The 17,905-nt window shown below is 63.5% G+C and carries 13 protein-coding genes and 1 pseudogene; 6 read left to right on the forward strand and 8 right to left on the reverse strand.

Annotation, left to right across the window (positions count from 1 at the left end):
* The 5 genes and pseudogenes from D0Y60_RS24195 to D0Y60_RS24215 all read left to right on the forward strand — a co-directional run.
* Nucleotides 1-328, forward strand: a pseudogene (locus D0Y60_RS24195) (methyl-accepting chemotaxis protein); the annotation flags it as partial.
* 2 nt (nucleotides 329-330) lie between these two features.
* A complete protein-coding gene (locus tag D0Y60_RS24200; RefSeq protein ID WP_117372538.1) occupies nucleotides 331-825 on the forward strand; it encodes a chemotaxis protein CheW in 495 nt (164 codons plus the stop codon).
* Nucleotides 826-839: 14 nt separating this feature from the next.
* Nucleotides 840-1,691 carry a protein-glutamate O-methyltransferase CheR gene (locus D0Y60_RS24205; protein WP_199564274.1) on the forward strand — a complete coding sequence of 284 codons (852 nt, stop codon included), beginning with the start codon at nucleotides 840-842 and terminating at the stop codon, nucleotides 1,689-1,691.
* Nucleotides 1,691-2,779: a chemotaxis response regulator protein-glutamate methylesterase gene (locus D0Y60_RS24210; protein WP_117372540.1), complete on the forward strand. Its 1,089-nt coding sequence runs from the start codon at nucleotides 1,691-1,693 to the stop codon at nucleotides 2,777-2,779. Before D0Y60_RS24205 ends, D0Y60_RS24210 begins: the two co-directional genes overlap by 1 nt.
* A gap of 102 nt (nucleotides 2,780-2,881) precedes the next feature.
* Nucleotides 2,882-3,589: a ParA family protein gene (locus D0Y60_RS24215; protein WP_117372541.1), complete on the forward strand. Its 708-nt coding sequence runs from the start codon at nucleotides 2,882-2,884 to the stop codon at nucleotides 3,587-3,589.
* A 40-nt stretch (nucleotides 3,590-3,629) separates the two neighbouring features.
* Here D0Y60_RS24215 and D0Y60_RS24220 read toward each other — a convergent pair whose 3' ends face one another.
* Nucleotides 3,630-7,265, reverse strand: coding sequence for a FecR domain-containing protein (locus D0Y60_RS24220; protein WP_348627868.1), 3,636 nt, complete (start codon nucleotides 7,263-7,265; stop codon nucleotides 3,630-3,632).
* 494 nt (nucleotides 7,266-7,759) lie between these two features.
* Nucleotides 7,760-8,605 (reverse strand): DMT family transporter, encoded by an 846-nt coding sequence (locus tag D0Y60_RS24225; protein ID WP_245409298.1) that lies wholly within the window; start codon nucleotides 8,603-8,605, stop codon nucleotides 7,760-7,762.
* A gap of 151 nt (nucleotides 8,606-8,756) precedes the next feature.
* Between D0Y60_RS24225 and D0Y60_RS24230 the strand changes: the two genes are divergently transcribed.
* Nucleotides 8,757-9,614, forward strand: coding sequence for a LysR substrate-binding domain-containing protein (locus tag D0Y60_RS24230; protein WP_117372543.1), 858 nt, complete (start codon nucleotides 8,757-8,759; stop codon nucleotides 9,612-9,614).
* A gap of 190 nt (nucleotides 9,615-9,804) precedes the next feature.
* Here the strand turns inward: D0Y60_RS24230 and D0Y60_RS24235 are convergent, their stop codons facing one another.
* From D0Y60_RS24235 to D0Y60_RS24260, 6 genes are all read right to left on the reverse strand, one after another.
* Nucleotides 9,805-11,280: an FAD/NAD(P)-binding protein gene (locus tag D0Y60_RS24235; RefSeq protein WP_199564275.1), complete on the reverse strand. Its 1,476-nt coding sequence runs from the start codon at nucleotides 11,278-11,280 to the stop codon at nucleotides 9,805-9,807.
* A gap of 37 nt (nucleotides 11,281-11,317) precedes the next feature.
* Complete coding sequence (locus D0Y60_RS24240) at nucleotides 11,318-12,733, reverse strand: LLM class flavin-dependent oxidoreductase (RefSeq protein ID WP_117372545.1); 1,416 nt, start codon at nucleotides 12,731-12,733, stop codon at nucleotides 11,318-11,320.
* Nucleotides 12,734-12,977: 244 nt separating this feature from the next.
* Complete coding sequence (locus tag D0Y60_RS24245) at nucleotides 12,978-14,192, reverse strand: SfnB family sulfur acquisition oxidoreductase (protein WP_117372546.1); 1,215 nt, start codon at nucleotides 14,190-14,192, stop codon at nucleotides 12,978-12,980.
* 184 nt (nucleotides 14,193-14,376) lie between these two features.
* A complete protein-coding gene (locus D0Y60_RS24250; RefSeq protein ID WP_117372547.1) occupies nucleotides 14,377-15,738 on the reverse strand; it encodes an LLM class flavin-dependent oxidoreductase in 1,362 nt (453 codons plus the stop codon).
* A gap of 8 nt (nucleotides 15,739-15,746) precedes the next feature.
* The gene (locus D0Y60_RS24255) at nucleotides 15,747-17,012 is read right to left on the reverse strand and encodes an SfnB family sulfur acquisition oxidoreductase (protein ID WP_117372548.1); all 1,266 of its coding nucleotides are present in this window, start codon (nucleotides 17,010-17,012) and stop codon (nucleotides 15,747-15,749) included.
* A gap of 72 nt (nucleotides 17,013-17,084) precedes the next feature.
* Nucleotides 17,085-17,897, reverse strand: a complete 813-nt coding sequence (locus D0Y60_RS24260) for a MetQ/NlpA family ABC transporter substrate-binding protein (RefSeq protein ID WP_210210109.1) — start codon at nucleotides 17,895-17,897, stop codon at nucleotides 17,085-17,087.
* Nucleotides 17,898-17,905: the final 8 nt, after the last annotated feature.

Raw genomic sequence — 17,905 nt, forward strand, 5'->3', positions numbered from 1 at the left:
GATCCAGCAGCTCGACAAGGTGACCCAGCAGAACGCCGGTGCATCGGAAGAGATGTCCGGCACGTCGGAAGAACTCGCGGCCCAGGCCGAGGAACTTCAGGCCTCCATCGCCTTCTTCCGCGTCGACCGCGCCGCCGGTGCACCAGCCTCCGCCCAGCGCCGCCCGGCCCCGGTCGCCACCCGCCCGGCGGTAAAACCGGCCGCCGCGCCGGCCCGCAGATCCGACAACAGCATCAATGCCCAACAGGCCCGTGCCCGCGGTTTTGCCTTGGACATGTCGATGGGCGGCCCGGATGCCGACGACGCAGACTTCAGGGAAAGCGCTTGATCATGGCCGGCACGTCCTCCGAATCCCAGTACGTCACCTTCTCCCTCGACAACGAGGTTTTCGCGGTCCCCGTCTCCGTGGTCCGGGAAATCCTCGACCATGAGGATGCCTTCAGGATCCCGCATGGGCCGGACTACCTGCTCGGCCTCAGGGACGTGCGCGGCCAGGGCGTGCCGGTCATCGATCTCCGTCTTCGTCTGGGCATGACGAAGACGGAGAAGACGCCGCACACGCGGGCGCTCGTGCTCGACGTGCCGATCGGCGAGAAGACCCTGACGCTGGGACTTGTCGCCGACCGCGTCTACGAGGTCATTCCCTTCCGCGACGAGGAGATCGAGGGTGCGCCTGACATCGGCGTGCGCTGGCCCTCCGATTACATTGCCGGCGTCGTGCGCCGCAACGGCGGCTTCGTCGTCATCGTCGATCTCGCCCGCCTCTTCTCCGGCGCGGAAGTGGCGATGATGGGGTCGGCAAACCGCCTCGCCGCCACGGCATAATTCAGGAGAACGGCGTGGGAGCAGCATTGCGGGCGCAGGCGAGCGAAGACGGCTTGAGCAGCCGGAATTTCGAGGCGCTGTCGCGCTACATTTACGACTATAGCGGCATCAAGATGCCAATCACGAAGCTGACCATGCTGGAAGGCCGCCTGCGGCGCCGCCTCAGGGCGACCGGCATCCCCAACTTCAACGCCTATTGCGACTATATCTTCAAGCACGGCGGCATCGAGAAGGAGGCAATCTTCCTGATCGACGCCGTGACGACCAACAAGACGGATTTCTTCCGCGAGCCGAAGCATTTCGAGTTCATGGAGCACACAGGCCTGCCGGAGCTCGCGGCTGCCGGACACAAGCGGCTGCGCCTGTGGAGTGCCGCCTGCTCCATCGGTGCCGAGCCCTATACGATGGCGATGGTGCTGCAGGATTTCGCCGACAATACGCCCGGCATCGACTATCGCATTCTCGCGACCGACCTTTCGACCGACGTGCTGCAGGCCGCCCGCCGCGGCGTTTATCCGCGCGATATGGTCCAGCCCGTGCCGGCGGAGGTGCAGCGGCGCTATGTGATGGTTTCGCGCGATGCCGCGCGCGGCGAGGTGCGCATTCATCCGCGGCTGCGCGCGACCATCGGCTTTGCCCGCATGAACCTCATGGACAGCGCCTATAAGGTGGGCGAGCCGATGCACATGATCTTCTGCCGCAACGTGCTGATCTATTTCGACAAGCCGACGCAGGCCAAGGTGCTGTCGCGGCTGTGCGACTGCCTCATTCCGGGCGGCTATCTCTATGTGGGGCACTCCGAAACGGTCACCGGCATTTCCCTGCCGGTGCGCCAGGTCGCCAACACGGTTTTCAAGAAGATCTGATGCCCCTTCCCGGCCGCAAAATCCGCGTTCTCATCATCGACGATTCCGCAAGCGTGCGTCAGGCGCTGACCCATGTGCTGGAAGAGGACCCCGAGATCGAAGTGATGGGCGCGGCCTCCGACCCCTTCATGGCGGCGAAGAAGATCCAGGAAGAACTGCCCGACGTCATCACGCTCGATGTCGAAATGCCGCGCATGGACGGCATCACCTTCCTGCGCAAGATCATGTCGCAGCGGCCGATCCCGGTCGTCATGTGCTCCTCACTGACCGAGGAAGGCTCCGAGACGCTGATGCAGGCGCTGGAAGCCGGCGCGGTCGATATCATCCTGAAACCGAAGATCGGCGCGGCCGACCACCTGGCCGAATCAGGCACCCGCATCCGCGAGGCGGTCAAAGGGGCGGCCGTCGCCCGCCTCGGCACGAACCGCCGCAGCGCCGCCGCAAGCGGTCCGACCGCCAAGCTCACCGCCGATGCCGTGCTGCCCCCGCCGACCGGCCGCGCCATGGCCAAGACGACGGAAATGGTCGCCTGCATCGGCGCCTCGACCGGCGGCACGGAGGCGCTGCGCGTTCTCCTGGAACAGCTGCCGGCCAACGCGCCGGGCATCGTCATCGTCCAGCACATGCCGGAAAAATTCACCGCTGCCTTCGCCAAGCGGCTGAACAGCCTCTGCGAGGTCGAGGTTAAGGAAGCGGTGCACGGCGATCCCGTGCTGCGCGGCCATGTGCTGATCGCCCCCGGCGACCGGCACATGATGCTGGAGCGGCAGGGCGCGCGCTACCATGTCGCTGTGCGCGAGGGCCCGCTCGTCTCGCGCCACCGGCCCTCCGTCGACGTGCTCTTCCGCTCCGCCGCCCGTGCGGCAGGGGCAAACGCCATGGGCGTCATCATGACCGGCATGGGCGACGACGGCGCCCGCGGCATGGCCGAGATGCACCAGGCCGGCGCCTATACGGTGGCGCAGGACGAGGCGAGCTCCATCGTCTTCGGCATGCCGAAGGAAGCCATCGCGCATGGCGGCGTCGACAGGATCCTGCCACTCGATCAGCTCGCCCGCGAAATCCTCGCAGCCGACCGGCGCCGATAGGCATTTTCACCAGCCGTTAACCATAATTGGCGACAGTGAAGAGACACCATGCAGGGTGTTTGTTCGAGCGATGACCGGCTCACGAACCGATCCGGAGAGGCCATGCCCGTCATCACCTTCGCCAACACCAAGGGCGGCGCCGGCAAGACGACCGCGGTGCTTTTGCTTGCGACAGAGCTTGCCCGCCTCGGCTTTCGCGTCTCGGTGCTCGACGCCGACCCGCAGCACTGGATCACTCGCTGGTACGAAAATTCCGAGGACGCGCTCGGCAGGCGCCTGAACGTCGTTCCCTATGTCACGATGAGCACGATCGACCGGCAGCTCGCCGAGGAAAAAAACCGCGCCGATTTCGTGCTGATCGACCTGCCGGGTTCGCGCAGTTCCCTGCTCGCCAAGGCCGTCGGCCATGCTGACTATGTGCTGATCCCCGTACAGGGCTCGGCGATGGACGCCCAGGGCGGCGCCAATGTCATTGAACTCCTGCAATATCTCGAAGACAAGGCCGATATCCGCATCCGCCATTCGGTCGTGCTCACCCGTGTCAATTCCATGGTGACGACGCGCGCGATGAATGCCGTGAAAGACCTGCTCGCCGCCCGCCGCGTGCACCTGCTGGAAACCCCGATCATCGAACGCTCTGCCTTCCGCGACATCTTCGGCTGCGGCGGCACGCTCTATTCGATGGATGCCAAGCGCGTCAGCAATCTCGACAAGGCGCAGGAAAACGCCCGTGCGCTGGCGATCGAGGTGCTCAGGCAGATTCCGGCGGCTGTCGCCCCCGCAGCAAGCCGCCTGAAGGATGTGGCGTAGCGCACGGCCTGCCCCCCGCGGAAGACGTACCGGGCGAACGTCAGAAGCGGAATTTGACCATGCCCTTGAAGACACGGCCCCAGCCATTCCAGCCGGGCGTCACCTCGAACTTCTCATCGAGAAGATTGTAGGCGCTCGCCTCGAAAATAACGTTCTTGTCGAACGGCTCCCAGGTCAGGTTCGCATCGAGCGTCCAGTAGTCGTCCAGCTTCCGCGCGGTGGGATCTGCATACCGCTCGCCGATATAGTTGGCAGCAATCGTCGCCTTCACATTCGCTTCGCTGACATAGGTCACTGCGACCTGTCCGGTATGCCGTGGCAGGAAGGGAAGGTCACGTCCGAACGACGGGCTTGCCGCATCCTTGTCCTCCGAGAAGGTAAGGGCATAGGTCGCCGACAGGCCGAAGCCATAGTCCAGCGCCAGATTGGCGGTCATCGCAACACGATCCGCCGTCGCCTTGTCGAAACCAAGATTCGATATGATCAGGGCGTCGCTGATCGTCAGATCGTTGAACATCTGATGCTGGTAGTCGAGCGTGGTGAAGAACCGGTCGGTCCATTCCGCATCCCATTTCAAGGCCAGGGTGTCGGCATATCCGTCAGCCCCCACGCTGAATTCGTTGGGCTGCAAGCCGACGATGCCGATCGGTGCCAGTGTCGGCGTCGTCGCGTCCATACTCTGGCGGATGTAACCGGCCCGCAGCCAATGCCCCTCGGCCGGTGTCCAGGCGAGCCCGATCCTCGGGTCGAGATGTTTCGAATCATTGCCGTTGCCCCCGCCCCAGATCGTCGCGAACAGTCCGTATTCGGCCTTCAGATCCGGGGTGATCTCCTGCGTGAGATCGACATAGGCCTTTGCGAAATAGCTGTCGTCCTGCGTCGAGGCTCTGGCCGTCGGAATGCCCGTTGCCGAAAACTCCAGGCTCGTCACATTGCTGAGGAGGCCGCCTTCCACGCCGTACCGGCAGATAAGATCGTCGCTTTCGACCGTATGATTGAGTGCCGCGACATAACTTTTCTGACCGAAGCCCAGAGTTGTCTTGGTAAATACCGGCGGTATCAACTCCCCAAGCGAGCGTTCAAAATCGAATGACGAATACAAGAGTGCCGCATTCACGACGTTGCGGTAGTCGATCGTGTGGCTCCAGCCCAGGCCGCCCGTCGTGAACGTCGTATCGACCCCGTAGGTTTGCCCGGGAAAGAAATCGTTCAGATAGGGAAGGCCAAACGCGAAGGCGTTGGTGCTGTGGCTCGCATAGGCGACCAGACTGTCATCCGGCGTGACCGTGGACGTCAGGTAGCCGTTGAAGCTCAGGATGTCCAAGTCGGTATCGATATCGCGGGCAAAAATACCATTGTCGATATGGCGCGTATCGTCAGGCGATTTCGAATATTGCAGGCTCAGATTGCTGCTGAACGGCACCGGCTCGTTCGAATAACTCTGGAAATCCAGCGAACCCAGCCAGCCCTCGGTGCCCGGATTGAGCGTCGTGCCGATGCCGACCGACCCCTCGAAGAAAGGACGGTTCAGGAGCGAGGTGCCGCGGGACCGGCTGGAAACGAGGTGAGGGTTGAACAGCAGGCCCTGGAAAAACGACGAGAACGCCGTGCTGTTCGGATTGTCGGTAATGACGTCGTCGCCGGGAAGATAGGAGCTCACCAGCGGAGAAGCGCCACCGCGCAGCACCTGGTCCATATAGGCGCTGCCGGCGAAGGGATCGAAGACGGCGTCACCGTAGTATTGTCCCCAGGCATTCAGCCCTTGCAGGCGGAAGGCGGCATTCAGCGTCGATCCGGCCCGCTGATTCGCCTGCAGCGACGCAAACTGGCCGCCCTGCGCCCGCGAGCGACGAAGATATTCCTGAGCATAGTGGATCGCGCCGGGCGCATCATAGTCATCGATGGCAATGGCGGTCCGCATTTCGGAGATGACCCGATCGTTCTTGTCCAACCGGTCGGCATTGTCGAGGGCCTGTTGCCCCGGCTCACGGGCACCGCCTTCATAATGCGCGGCAGCCAGCATGAGCTGGGATTGCGAATGGGCCGGATTGGCTGTCGAGGCCGCCAGAAGATCGTCCAGCGCCTTGTCGATCTCGCCAGTCTGCAAATAATATCGTCCGCGCGCCAGGAAAGCGATGCTGAAGGACGGATCGGCGGCAATCGCGAGATCGATCTCGCGCTTCGCGTCCTTCATCCGTGACTGGTCGAGATAGAAGATGGCCAGATTGGCGTGGCCGATCGCGCTTTCCGGATCGAGTGCGATCGAACGCTTCATCGCCGCTTCGGCCCTGCGCTCATCACCGCGGGCACTCTGGGCGAGGCCGATATCGTTCCACACCATGGACGATCCCGGCATGAGCGTCGCGGCGCGGTCGAGGTCCGCAAGCGCAGCCTCTATGTTCCCCTCGAAATCCCCGCGTAACCGCGCACGGGCGATAAGGGCCAACGCATCGTCCGGGTCGATCGCCAGGGCCTGATCAATCGCCTCGCGCATCTGTGCGCGGTCGTTGGTGAGCTGGGCAAGAAGCGCGCGGATTGCCGGCAGCGACGATTCCCCGGGAAAACGCGCTTCCGCCGCCTTGATGGTCGCAACCGCCGCCGGGATATCCTCCAGGAAACCAGCGGTATAGGCTTTCATGACGGCCGAATAGGGATCGCGCACCTCCGTCGGCGGCTTCAGAGCGAGCTTGGGATTGGCGAGCGTTCGTGCGTAATATTCGCCATAGGCCGCAATTGCCCGGCGCTTCGGGTCAAGAGCGGGCATCGCCTCTGCAAAAAAGCGGGCCGCATCGCCATAGCGCTTTTCCGCGCCGGCGATGATCGCGTTGAGATAAGCCACGCGCGCCTTGCCTGCGCGCGTCATCGGCCTCTTGCGGGCTTCGGCCAACGCCTCCAGAGCCGGCCCCCGCCCTTCGAGGCTGAAGCGCGTCTCCGCAAGCGTTAGCCAATCTTCCGCGCTTCGCCGTTCGGGTGCAATCGCCTGGACCCGCGCGTCTTGCACACGCATCTCCCTGACCGGCAGCGGGTTGGCCGGCATGAAGGTGAAACCGTCGCGCAGCGTAATATAGAAGAGCATCTGCTCACGATCGTCGGGCGTCACGATCACGAGTTTCTGCGGCGCCTGACCGAGCGTGGCAACGGCCGCTTCGCCCTGCGCCACCTGGACACTGCCATAATCGTTCTTCAGTTCGACCTGGCCTTCGAGCACGATCAGCGAGGTCTTGTCACCCTGAACCGTCAGCGACCAATCCGTGCCGCGGATCGCCGCTGTCGCCGCCGGGGTCTCGACCGCCAGCCCCTGCCCGCCCCGCTCGGCGCGCGCCCACATCGTGCCGCTTTCGAGGTTGAGCATCGTGTCACCGGCCGGCGCCATCTGCTTGACCTGAAGGGTGGAATTGCGCCCGAGCCGCACCTGCGTGCGATCGGCAAAGAGAATCGCCAGCTGTCCGGTCGCGTTGGTGCGCAGGAGATCGCCGCCCAGAAGGTTCTGATGGCGCACGACATCCTGCCAATTCGACAGATCGACGAAACGCACCTCCTCGCCCAGCTTCTGATCGACGACCGAACCGGCGACCGGCCTTGCGCCGCGATCAAGAGGATCAGCGAGCGACATGCCAGACTGGGCCACAAGGAGGCCACCCGCCAAAAGCGGGACGGTCAGAACGGAAAGCGACACGATACCCGTCCGGTATCGGTACAGATGCTGCTGCCTGTGCAATCCAACCCCCAACTGGATGCGGAGACCGCGTGAGACCGGCTTGGAATTTGCCCTGGTCGCCTCGGCCGCAGGAAAATCAAGCGGGGTGGGAACAGCACGCAGGTAATAAATGTTACAAGCTGAACGCGAATACCCTGCAACGTTACCGGCTTTTCCTGCGGGAGGCAATGAGGGTGAAGGTTGTACCCTTCACAAGGTTCTCGTCACCAAACGTTAGCGAGGCATGCCAGGCACGCAAACCGTGTACCGATACCGGAATCCATCTATCTCCTATCCTTGCCACGCAGGCCTCCCTCCAACTGAGCCGGTAAAAAGCCCATGCGCGTCGTGGATATCGCAGAAGCACGAGCACTTTTCTGAACATCGCGCCGCCGGGAGACCAGCCTGACGTAATGCGACCAACGCACCGGTGCGCTGTATATGTCCGCTACTGTCCTTGTAGGGCTCCTTGCCTAAACAGGCGCCGTCCTGCCGCCGGGAAAGCGCCAGCCCAGTCGCACGCCAAGCGTTCCTAGCGCAATCAGCATCATGCCGAGCGCCTGTGCCACTCCGAGCGGATGGCCATAGACGACCCAATCAATGATGATCGCGACGAGCGGATAGATGAAGGTCAGCACCCCGATAACCGGCGTCGACAGGTTCGGATAGGCGGAATACATCAACACATAGGCAATGCCCGTGTGCATGATGCCAATACCGAGAAGCCACCCCCATGACGCCGCCGGAACGGAACCGAACAGATCAGCGAAGGGTGCAAGCAGGACGACGCCGACGATCGTCTGGCACAGGGCCGTCACCTCCGGGCGTTGTTGTGCGAGACCTTTCGCCAGAATCGTCGCGATCGCATACAGCAGCGCCGCCGCGAGTGTCAGGGCGATCCCGGCCACCCAACTCATGCCGACCGTGCCGGAAGAACCGACGAGCCCACTCGCGAGAACGACGCCAACGAACGCCCCGACCATCCAGGTCATCTGGTCGGACGTACTCCGCTCCTTTAAGAATAGAACACCGATCAGAACCACGAAGAAGGGCTGGATATGATAGACGATCGTCGTCGTGGCGATCGATGTCATCGCAAATCCGGCAAAGAACGCGATCCAGCTCAAGACCATGCAGACACCGCCAAGGGCGGCGAGCGCCAGGCGGGCCGGCGAGAGGCTGCGGTCCGGCAGATAGCCGCGGATCAGGCACCAGGCACCGAGAAAGACGGTTCCGAAGGCGCATCGCCAGAAAACCGTCGTGACCGGATCGAGGCCGGCCTCGGTCGCAAATGCCCCGACGGTGCCGACGATCATCATCGCCGCCACGAGTTTTGCGGCAGGGAAGCGGGTGTCGGGCGTTCTGTCCATGCGGGTCCCTCCAAGCACGTTGAAAGGCCATATTGCGGCTCGCCGCACCTCAATCAAACGAATAGATTTGGCGAACGCTATTCGTTATGCTGATAGCGCTATGACGAACCTCCTGGATATCGAGCTGCTGCGAACCTTTGTTGCCGTTGTCGAAACGGGCAGCTTTTCCAATGCCGCGCCCCGGATTGGCCGCAGCCAGTCGGCCGTCAGCATGCAGATGCAGCGGCTGGAGCAGACCATCGGCAAAAAGCTCCTGATCCGGGGACCGAAGGCGGTCAGCCCCAATGCGGCCGGCTCGGACTTCCTGGTCCATGCCCGGCGGCTCCTGAAACTGTCGGACGAGGCATGGGCGAGCGTCACACGGCCGGAGGAGAGCGGCAGCGTCCGCCTCGGCGTTCCCGACGATTACGCGGCCTTCCTGCTGCCGCCGGTGCTGGCGCAGTTCGCGGCGGAGCATCCGCGGGTCACGGTCGAACTCATATGCGAGCCCTCGACCGCCTTGACGAAGGCGATCGAGGACGCGCGGATCGACCTGGCCATCGTCACGCGCCTGGCGGGGCAGCCCGTCGAGGTGTTGAGACGGGAGCCCTTCGTCTGGGTCGCATCGCCGTCCCATATCGCCTGGGACAGCGACCCGCTCCCCGTCGCCCTGTTCGAACCAGGCTGTACCGCCCGGATCAACGTCCTGAAAGCCCTCTCCGACGGTGACCGCGCCTATCGATGCACCTATTCGAGCGCGAGCCTCCTGGGCCTGGTCGCCGTCGTGCAGGCGGGGCTCGCCGTTGCCGGTCTGGCGCTCTGCAGCGTGCCGCCATCCTTACGCATCATCGGACCCAATGAAGGGCTGCCGCTGCTGGATGATCTGGAAATCAGCATCCTGTGCAATTCCCGATCCACGGGAGCGGCAGTCGAGCGCCTCAACAGCTTCCTTCACCGTGCTCTGGCGCAAAAATCCTGAGCGTCTCCAGTGAGGAAATTTGGATGGCAGGACCATCTGCGTTTCGATCACCAGCGTTATCTCGTGGTTGAGCGCGAGACTGCCGAAATCAGGCCTGACGGTCTCGTTTGAAAAGCTGAACCTCGATACAGAGATGTCGCAGATAGTGCGCAGGTCCCTGTCCCCAAACCTGTACGGCGGAAATTGGCGGTCAGGACCTGAAAGAATCGGATAGAGACCGTTCGAGATTGAGCCCAGGCGGAATCGAGAAAGGCGCCAACTTGGTTCGCACTGTCCGCGCAACGTTCTCCGCGACGAGGACCGCATGTTCCGTTACTTGCGGCAGCCCCATCAATTCGCCGAACGTCCCGCGTGCCAAAGGGCCAGCGACGTAAAGGGTCTCGGTCGCGCGCCCATCCGCTCGGATGGCGCGGCTTTGCTCGTCGACGGCAAGGCCGAGGCCGACGGCATCAGGTTGCAAATCGCCCGCTTCAGCGAGATTTGCCAGAAAGGGCTGACTTGAAAGGACAGCGGCATGGCCGGGGCCGGTGGTGATGATCACGCTGTCGACCTGCCGCTGGAACAGCTCCCGACTATGGCGCGATCGAAAATCCACGACGATTCCGCCGTCCGCCGAACGGTTCACGGCGGATATGGCGGCTGCGTGGAAGGCGAGTGTGCCATTCGCCAGACGCCGGTCGATGACCGCCTCCAGCTGGGGCGCTATGCGGAAGCGGTGCACGTCCCAATAGGGCCGCAGGAAGCGCACGAGGCGGCGGCGCTCGGCGACCGGCAAGCCGCGCCAGATGTCGCCGCCCTGCCCGCGAACCCGGTCGAAAACCGCATGCCAGCTCACCCCAGCGGCCGCCGCTTCAGCCAGGCTATCGCGGACCCGCCGCAGCAAGGCCCGTGCAGAGCGAACGGGCGGGGTGAGGAACTCGCCGAACGGCTCCTGTGCCGACAGATTGTGCCCGCGCGAGCGAAGCCCGCGGCGCGAGACGGCGGTGATAAGCCCACGATGGCCGCCGGCGTCGAGCGTCGCGATCACATCGGCCGCCGTCAGCCCCGTTCCCACGATCAGCACTCTGTCCTCAGAGTCGATGCTGGAGAGGGCGCCGGGCACCGTGGCATCGGGAACGTAGCCGGCATGGCCGGCAAGAACGCGATCGACGGCGGCTGGCGGCTGCGGGCTGGGATGCGTCGTCGCGATAACGATGATATCGGCCTCCAGAACCGAACCATCTTCCGCCACAATGTTCCAGAGGCCGGACGATGCCTTTGTCAACGCCCGAACGCGGCTGCGCCGATGCTCAATTACGCCGCTGGCGACAAGGGGAGCGAGGCTGTCGGCGACATAACGGCCGAAGGCCGAGCGGCGTGCAAAGGCGTGCCCATCCAGCGTGACGGCCTCCGGGTCATCGGCAAGGGCGCCGCTAGTTTCGAGCCAGCGCTTAAAATGCTCCCCGTCGTCGGGCACCAGCGTCATGCGCGATGCCGGCACGTTGATGCGGTGTGCCCGTTCATCCGTATCATAGGCAAGGCCGCCGCCGAGCAGCGACCGCGGCTCGAAGACGACGATCGTGGTGGCATCGCCGGCAAGCCTACCGGCGAGATGATAAGCACAGGCAGCCCCCGTGAAGCCGCCACCGATGATGGCAATGACGGGCGTTGCGCGGCTTTGGTCCATAGTCACGTCCACAACGGACATCGGCATTGACACTGCTTTACGCGCCTATCGATTTCAGTGCCGGAACACGTTCGGCATCGCGCCGCTTCACGGCTTCGATATCACGGTAACCGTCGGCCGGATGGGTTTTCGGTAGGTAGGGTCCATCGCCGAACAGCTTCTCTCGCAATGTACCCGGCTTGTAGGCCGTCGGATAGGCACCGCGCTTCTGCAGTTCCGGCACAATATGGGCAACGACGTCCTCGAAACTGTCCGGCGTCACCGCATAGGCGAGGTTGAAACCGTCGACATCCGTATCGGCCACCCATTCCTGGAGGATATCGGCGATGCGCTCCGGCGAGCCGACGAAAACGGGTCCCATGCCGCCGATGCCGCCGAACTGCGCAAGCTCGTCGATGGTCCATGACTTGTCGCCGCCGGCAATGTGCTCGACGAAGGAATGGATGGCATTGGTCTCGATCTTCTCGACCACATCCGTGGGCGCATACTGGCCGAAATCGATGCCGCTCCAGCCGGACATGAAGGTCAGCGAGCCGTCATAGGACACATAGCTCCTGTAGTCCTCGAACTTCTTCTGCGCCTTTTCCTCGGTCTCGTCGGTAATGACGGTGACGAGCGTGTAGATATAGACCTTCTTCGGATCGCGGCCGGCGGCGGCAATGCGCTGGCGGATATCGGCGACATAGGCCTTCAGCACCGATTTCGTCGGCGCGGCGACGAAGATGCATTCGGCATGGGCTGCGGCAAACGCCTTGCCCGGACCGGAGGCGCCGGCCTGGTAGAGAACCGGTGTCCGCTGCGGCGAGGGCTCGGTGAGGCCGTAGCCCGGCACCTCGAAATACTTGCCCTTGTGACCGATCTCGTGGACCTTTTCCGGGTGGGTGAAGATGCGCCGGTCTCCGTCGCGCACCACCGCCCCCTCCTCCCAGGAGCCTTCGAGCAGCTTGTAGAGCACCTCGACATATTCGGCGGCGACCTCGTAGCGATTGTCGTGCCGGCGCAGGCCGCCTTGGCCGATATTCTTCGCCCCACTCTCCAGATAGGAGGTGACGATGTTCCAGCCGATCCGCCCCTTGGAGTGATGGTCCGCCGTCGCGAGGCGGCGGGCGAAGGTGTAGGGGTGCTCGAAGGAGGTGGAGGCGGTGATGCCGATGCCGAGATGCTCGGTGGCAAGCGCGATGGGGGCTGCAAGCTGAAGCGGATCATTCACCGGAAGCTGTGCGGCCTGGTGGATCGCATGGTAGTTTGAGCCCTTGTAGACATCGTAATAGCCGATGACGTCTGCGATGAAGATGCCGTCGAAAACGCCCCGCTCCAGCGTGCGGGCGAGGTCCTGCCAATAGTCCAGGTCCTTGTATTTCCAGGACTTGTCGCGCGGATGCGCCCAGAGGCCGGGGGACTGGTGGCCCACGCAGTTCATGTCGAAGGCGTTGAAGCGGATGTGGCGTGCCATGGGTCTCTCCAGCAAACGAGGATGCCTGAAGGCATCGACCGGGGCGAAGATAGCGCCTTCCTCATTCAAATACAGAAATTCTATCTTTTATATAGATTAATTTCTGGAATGGCTTTCCTGATTGCGGGCCGCCGCCCCGGAAAAGAGATCCATTCGATCTCGACGCCGTCGCAGTGCCGATAAAAAAGGCCGCAACCCCAGGGGGATTGCGACCAGGTGACCACCCCCACCACGAGGCTGGATTTCAGAGCGCGCCGTTCTTCGGCGGCGTGACGCCATTGAGGTGATAGTTGCCGACCACGTGATACTTCCAACGCACGGGATCATGCAGCGTATGGGTTCGGGCGTTGCGCCAGTGGCGCTCGAGATTGAGGCCACGCTTGGTGGAGGAGGTGCCTGCCAGCTCGAACAGCACATTGGTGGCGTCGATGGCGAGCTCGCTCGTCAGCACCTTGGCGGCGGCCACCGAAAGCGTCGCGGCGACAGCATTGTCCGCGGTGAGATTGACCTGCGCCTGATCGACCTTGCGCCCGGCCCGCTCTAGCGTCGCCTCGGCCGCCTCGACGCGGATGGCGAGTTCGCCGATGCGGGCGATGGTCAGCGGATCATCCGCCGCGCGCTCGACGCCGCTGTCAGTCCACGGTCGCGCCTTGTCGCGAACGTAGCCGATCGTCTCCTTAAGGGCCGCACGCGCAATGCCGAGATCGACGCCGGCATGAATGATCTGGCCGACGGAACCGATCGTGCCGGGGCGCTCGAAACCCTTCTGATGTGGCACGACGGCATCGGCCGGCACATAGACGTCGCGCAGGATCGTCGTGCCGCTGCCTGTCGTACGCTGGCCGAAACCATCCCAATCGTCGACGATCTCGATCCCCTCGGTGCCGCGCGGAACGAAGGACATGGTGAGGCGGTCCTGCGCGTCGAGCGCGAAGATCACCACCCAATGGGCAAAGAGCACGCCCGTCGAATAGAATTTTCGCCCATTGATGCGAAAACCCGCGCCGTCGGGCGCGATGCGGGTGTTGTAGTCACCCACCGTCTTCGTGCCGACCTCGGAAAGCGCGTTGCCGAAACGATCGCCGGCCAGTGCGCGGCCGAAATAGAAGCGCTTCTGAGCCTCACTGCCATCGTGGCGGAGCGCCTCGAGAATGTAGAAATGGTTCTGCGGAATCTGGCCAATCGAGCTGTCGGCCTCCGACAGGATCGCCGTGACCTCGGCGAGCACGGCGTTGGACACATCGATGCCGCCATAGTCCGCGGGAACGGTGATGGCGAGCAGGCCGGAGGCGGAAAGCCTGTCCAGCTCCTCATGCGGCAGCGCCCGCTCGTAATCCCGGCGGCTCGCGCCGCTCACGAACTCAGCGGCCAATGTACGGGCGACGGCCAGCGCCTCGTCCTCGCTGGCGATGCGGTGGGCGATGTCCTGGGGCTCTGCGAGCCTGATAACGCTGCTCATGAGAAATCCTTTCGAGTGGGCGGGATCAGACCCGATTGGCAGTCCTGCTATTGGTGGCGCCGACAGCATTCATGTATTCTACAAATTATATGGACTATCGGCCGGAGACAGGCAGAATTTTCCAAAGTTTGCGTCCATCGGGAAAGAATCGGCGCGGTCGATTGGCCCGCGCCGAGGGCGTCTCTTATGAAGAGGCGCGCGCGCGAAAAGCACCGGCGGGGTGATGGTCCGGCAACCGATCGCCGCCGCCGAACAGCCGGTTGCGCAAGCTTCCGTCGCCATAGGCCGTCTTGTAGCGGCCGCGCTCCTGCAGCACGGGCACCACAAGGTCGATGAAATCCTCGTAGCTTTCCGGCGTCACCGTGCGCGCCAGATTGAAGCCGTCCACCTCGCCCGCGTCGATCCACGTTTCCAGGGCGTCGGCAACCTGATGGGCATCGCCGACAACAAGTGGATAGCGCCCGCCAAGCGCCATGCCCGAAAGAATGGTTCGTTTGGTCCAGCCGCGTTCACGCGCGAGATCGACGGAGGTCTGCACGAAATTGCCCTTGCCGTAGGTGATCGGCTCGTCGAGGTCGTATTGCGAGAAATCGATCCCCGTGCCGGCCGAGAAATGGGCAAGCCCGGCTTCAGGGCTCGCATGGCGCACATAATCCTCGTATTTTTCCCGCGCCGCCTTTTCCGTTTGGTCCACGACGACGGTGATGCCGGCGAAGATGCGTACGTCCTCGGCCCGCCGTCCCGCTTCCACCGCGCCCTGCCGGATCGCGCGCGATGCCGTACGGGCGACCGTCGTATCGGGCGAGGAGATGAAGACGCATTCGGCATGGCGTGCGGCAAACTGCCGTCCGCGGCCGGATGTGCCGGCTTGGTAGAGGACGGGCGTGCGCTGGCGGGACGGTTCGGAGAGATGATAGCCCTCCGCCTTGAAATACCGGCCCTCGTGCCGGATCTTCCGCACCTTGGCCGGATCGGCATAGACGCGCGCGGCACGGTCGCGCCGCACGGCATCGTCGTCCCAGCTGCCTTCCCACAGCGCGTAGAGCAGGTCGAGGCATTCGTCCGCCCGGTCGTAGCGTGTGTCGTGCTCGCCAAGGGCCGCCTGACCCACGGCGCGCGCCGCACTGTCGAGATAGCCGGTCACGATGTTCCAGCCGATGCGGCCGTCCGTCAGGTGATCGAGTGTCGAGAGGCGCCGGGCGAAGATGTAGGGCTCTTCGGAATGCACATTGACGGTCACGCCGAAACTGAGCCCCTTTGTCACCGCCGCCATGGCCGAGACCAGCATCAGCGGATCGTTGACCGGAAGCTGGATGGATTCGCGCAGCGTCAAGTCGATGGACTGCCGATAGACGTCATAGACTCCGACGATATCGGCAAGGAACAGCCCGTCGAACAGGCCGCGCTCCAGCGTCGCGGCCAGCGACGTCCAGTAGTTCAGCTTGTTATAGTCGCTCGACCGGTCACGCGGATGGGTCCAGAGGCCGTGGTTGATGTGGCCGACGCAGTTCATGTTGAATGCGTTGAGCAGAATTTCCTTCGCCATGGACCGGGTCAGATCCAGGAATGCAGCGGCGGCTGCACACCGTTGAGGTAATATTGCCCGACCGCGTGGAACTTCCAGCGCACCGGATCATGCAGCGTGTGCGTGCGCGCATCGCGCCAGAAACGATCGAGATTGTGCACGCCGAGCGTCGAGCGCGTACCGGCAAGCTCGAACAGCTTGTTGGCGGCGGCCAGCGCCACTTCCGTCGTCAGCACCTTGGCCTCGGCAACCGCGATCTTCGCTTTGCCGATCGTCTCGTCATTGACGTCGGCAATCGTCGCGTCGAGCTCCCGGCCCGCGCGGTCCAGCAGCGCCTCGGCGGCGTGCAGACGGATCTTCAGGTCGCCGATGGCAGCGATCGTATAGGGATCGTCGCCGGCCCGGTCAGAGCCGCTGTCGATCCACGGGCGGGCATGGTTGCGCACGAGATCGATGGTCGCCTCGATGGCGCCGTGCGCGATGCCGGCATCGATCGCCGCATGGATGAGCTGGCTCTGCGGGCCGACCGCACTCTGGTTCTCATAAACGATATGGGCCGGCAGCACGCGGCTTGCGGGAATGGCGACGTCGTCAAGGATCACCGTGCCGCTCGCCGTGGTGCGCTGTCCGAAAGCCGACCAGTCGTTGACGACCTCCAGCCCCGCCGCATCGCGATCCGCGACGGCGACGACGACATGGCCCTCCTCGTCCAGTGCGACGATGGGCACGAGATGGGCGAAGAGCGCGCCCGTCGAATAGAATTTCTTGCCCGAGACTACGAAATGATCGCCCCTGCGGACAAGCTTCGTCTCGAAAGCCTCTACATTCTTGCCGCCGAATTCGGAGAAGGCGTTGCCAAGGCGTTTTCCGGAGAGCACCGCACCAAAGAGCTCGCGCTTCTGCGCCTCGCTGCCCGTCTGCCTGATAACGTCGATGATTTCAAAACTGTTCTGGGCGATCTGCGTCAACGAGGGATCGCCGGCAGCCAGCGTCGCGAAGACCCTTGCCAGCGTGACCTGCGAGACGGCGGCGCCGCCATAGTCCTTGGGAATAGTGATGCCCCAAAGCCCGCTCTGCGAATAAAGATCGACCTCGCGGAACGGCAGCCGCCTTTCGCGGTCGCGCTCCTTCGCCTCGGCGGCAAAGAGCGGCCGCAGCTGCTCGGCAACGGCAATCGCCTCCGCATCGTCGCGGATGACATGGGCAGGCGCTACCGGCGGATTGGGCAGCCAGCCCGGTTCGCCCGGCTCTGTATAGCGAGGAAGACGGGTTGCGGTCGCAGTGGTCGAGGTCATGGGAATGCTGCCATCATAACGGAAAGAAAGACCGGGCTGCGACAGGCGCAGCCCGGCGGCGAAAGGCGGATATCAGAAGGCGGCGACCACCTGTCCCTTGTAGCGCTCCTCAATGAACTTCCGCGTCTCGTCACTGTTGAGCACCTTGGCGAGCTTGGCGATGCGCGGATCGTCCTTGGTCTCCGGGCGCGTCACGAGATATTCGCTCCAGACATTGTAGCCGTCCTGACCGCGGTCGATCAGCAGCGCCTTTTCGATGTCGAGCTTCGCCTCGAACACATAGTTGCCGTTGAGCGCGGCCAGATCGGCTTCGCCCAGCGCCCGCGGCAGGAGGGCGGATTCAAGTTCGACGATCTTCAGGTTCTTCGGGTTCTCGACGACGTCCTTGATGGTCGGCAACTTGTCTTCCGGCGAGGTCAGTTCCGGCTTGCCGGAGACCTTGATCAGGCCGAGCTTCTGAAGCAGCAGCAGGCCGCGCCCGCCATTGACCGGATCGTTCGGGATCGCGACGGTCGCGCCGTCCTCAAGCTTGTCGATCGCATCGATCTTCGTCGAATAGGCGACGAAGGGTTCGATATGCACGGGCACGATCGGCACGAGTGCCGTGCCCCGCTCCTTGTTGTAGTCGTTCAGGAACGGCCTGTACTGGTAGTAATTGGCGTCGAGTTCGCCGGAGACCAGCTGGGCATTCGGCTGGATGTAATCCGTGAAGACGCGGATATCGAGATCGAGGCCGTCCTTGGCGAGGATCGGCTTCACGAATTCGAGGATTTCGGCATGCGGAATGGCGGTGGCGCCGATGACGAGCGTGTCGTTCGCCTTGGCCGTGCCGAAGGCGGCAAGCGCGAGACCGGCCGCAAGGGTGATGGATTTCAGGATGCGCATGGGATGCT

It is taken from the genome of Shinella sp. WSJ-2 (genome assembly GCF_003432075.1).
GTDB lineage: Bacteria > Pseudomonadota > Alphaproteobacteria > Rhizobiales > Rhizobiaceae > Shinella.

Excerpts from the sequence above, each read along its gene's own strand:
- D0Y60_RS24200 (WP_117372538.1), top strand. The coding sequence starts at position 331 with ATGGCCGGCACGTCCTCCGAATCCCAGTACGTCACCTTCTCCCTCGAC.
- D0Y60_RS24210 (WP_117372540.1), top strand. The coding sequence starts at position 1,691 with ATGCCCCTTCCCGGCCGCAAAATCCGCGTTCTCATCATCGACGATTCC.
- D0Y60_RS24215 (WP_117372541.1), top strand. The coding sequence starts at position 2,882 with ATGCCCGTCATCACCTTCGCCAACACCAAGGGCGGCGCCGGCAAGACG.
- D0Y60_RS24225 (WP_245409298.1), bottom strand. The coding sequence starts at position 8,605 with ATGATGATCGTCGGCACCGTCGGGGCATTTGCGACCGAGGCCGGCCTC.
- D0Y60_RS24230 (WP_117372543.1), top strand. The coding sequence starts at position 8,757 with ATGACGAACCTCCTGGATATCGAGCTGCTGCGAACCTTTGTTGCCGTT.
- D0Y60_RS24235 (WP_199564275.1), bottom strand. The coding sequence starts at position 11,280 with ATGGACCAAAGCCGCGCAACGCCCGTCATTGCCATCATCGGTGGCGGC.
- D0Y60_RS24240 (WP_117372545.1), bottom strand. The coding sequence starts at position 12,733 with ATGGCACGCCACATCCGCTTCAACGCCTTCGACATGAACTGCGTGGGC.
- D0Y60_RS24245 (WP_117372546.1), bottom strand. The coding sequence starts at position 14,192 with ATGAGCAGCGTTATCAGGCTCGCAGAGCCCCAGGACATCGCCCACCGC.
- D0Y60_RS24250 (WP_117372547.1), bottom strand. The coding sequence starts at position 15,738 with ATGGCGAAGGAAATTCTGCTCAACGCATTCAACATGAACTGCGTCGGC.
- D0Y60_RS24255 (WP_117372548.1), bottom strand. The coding sequence starts at position 17,012 with ATGACCTCGACCACTGCGACCGCAACCCGTCTTCCTCGCTATACAGAG.
- D0Y60_RS24260 (WP_210210109.1), bottom strand. The coding sequence starts at position 17,897 with ATGCGCATCCTGAAATCCATCACCCTTGCGGCCGGTCTCGCGCTTGCC.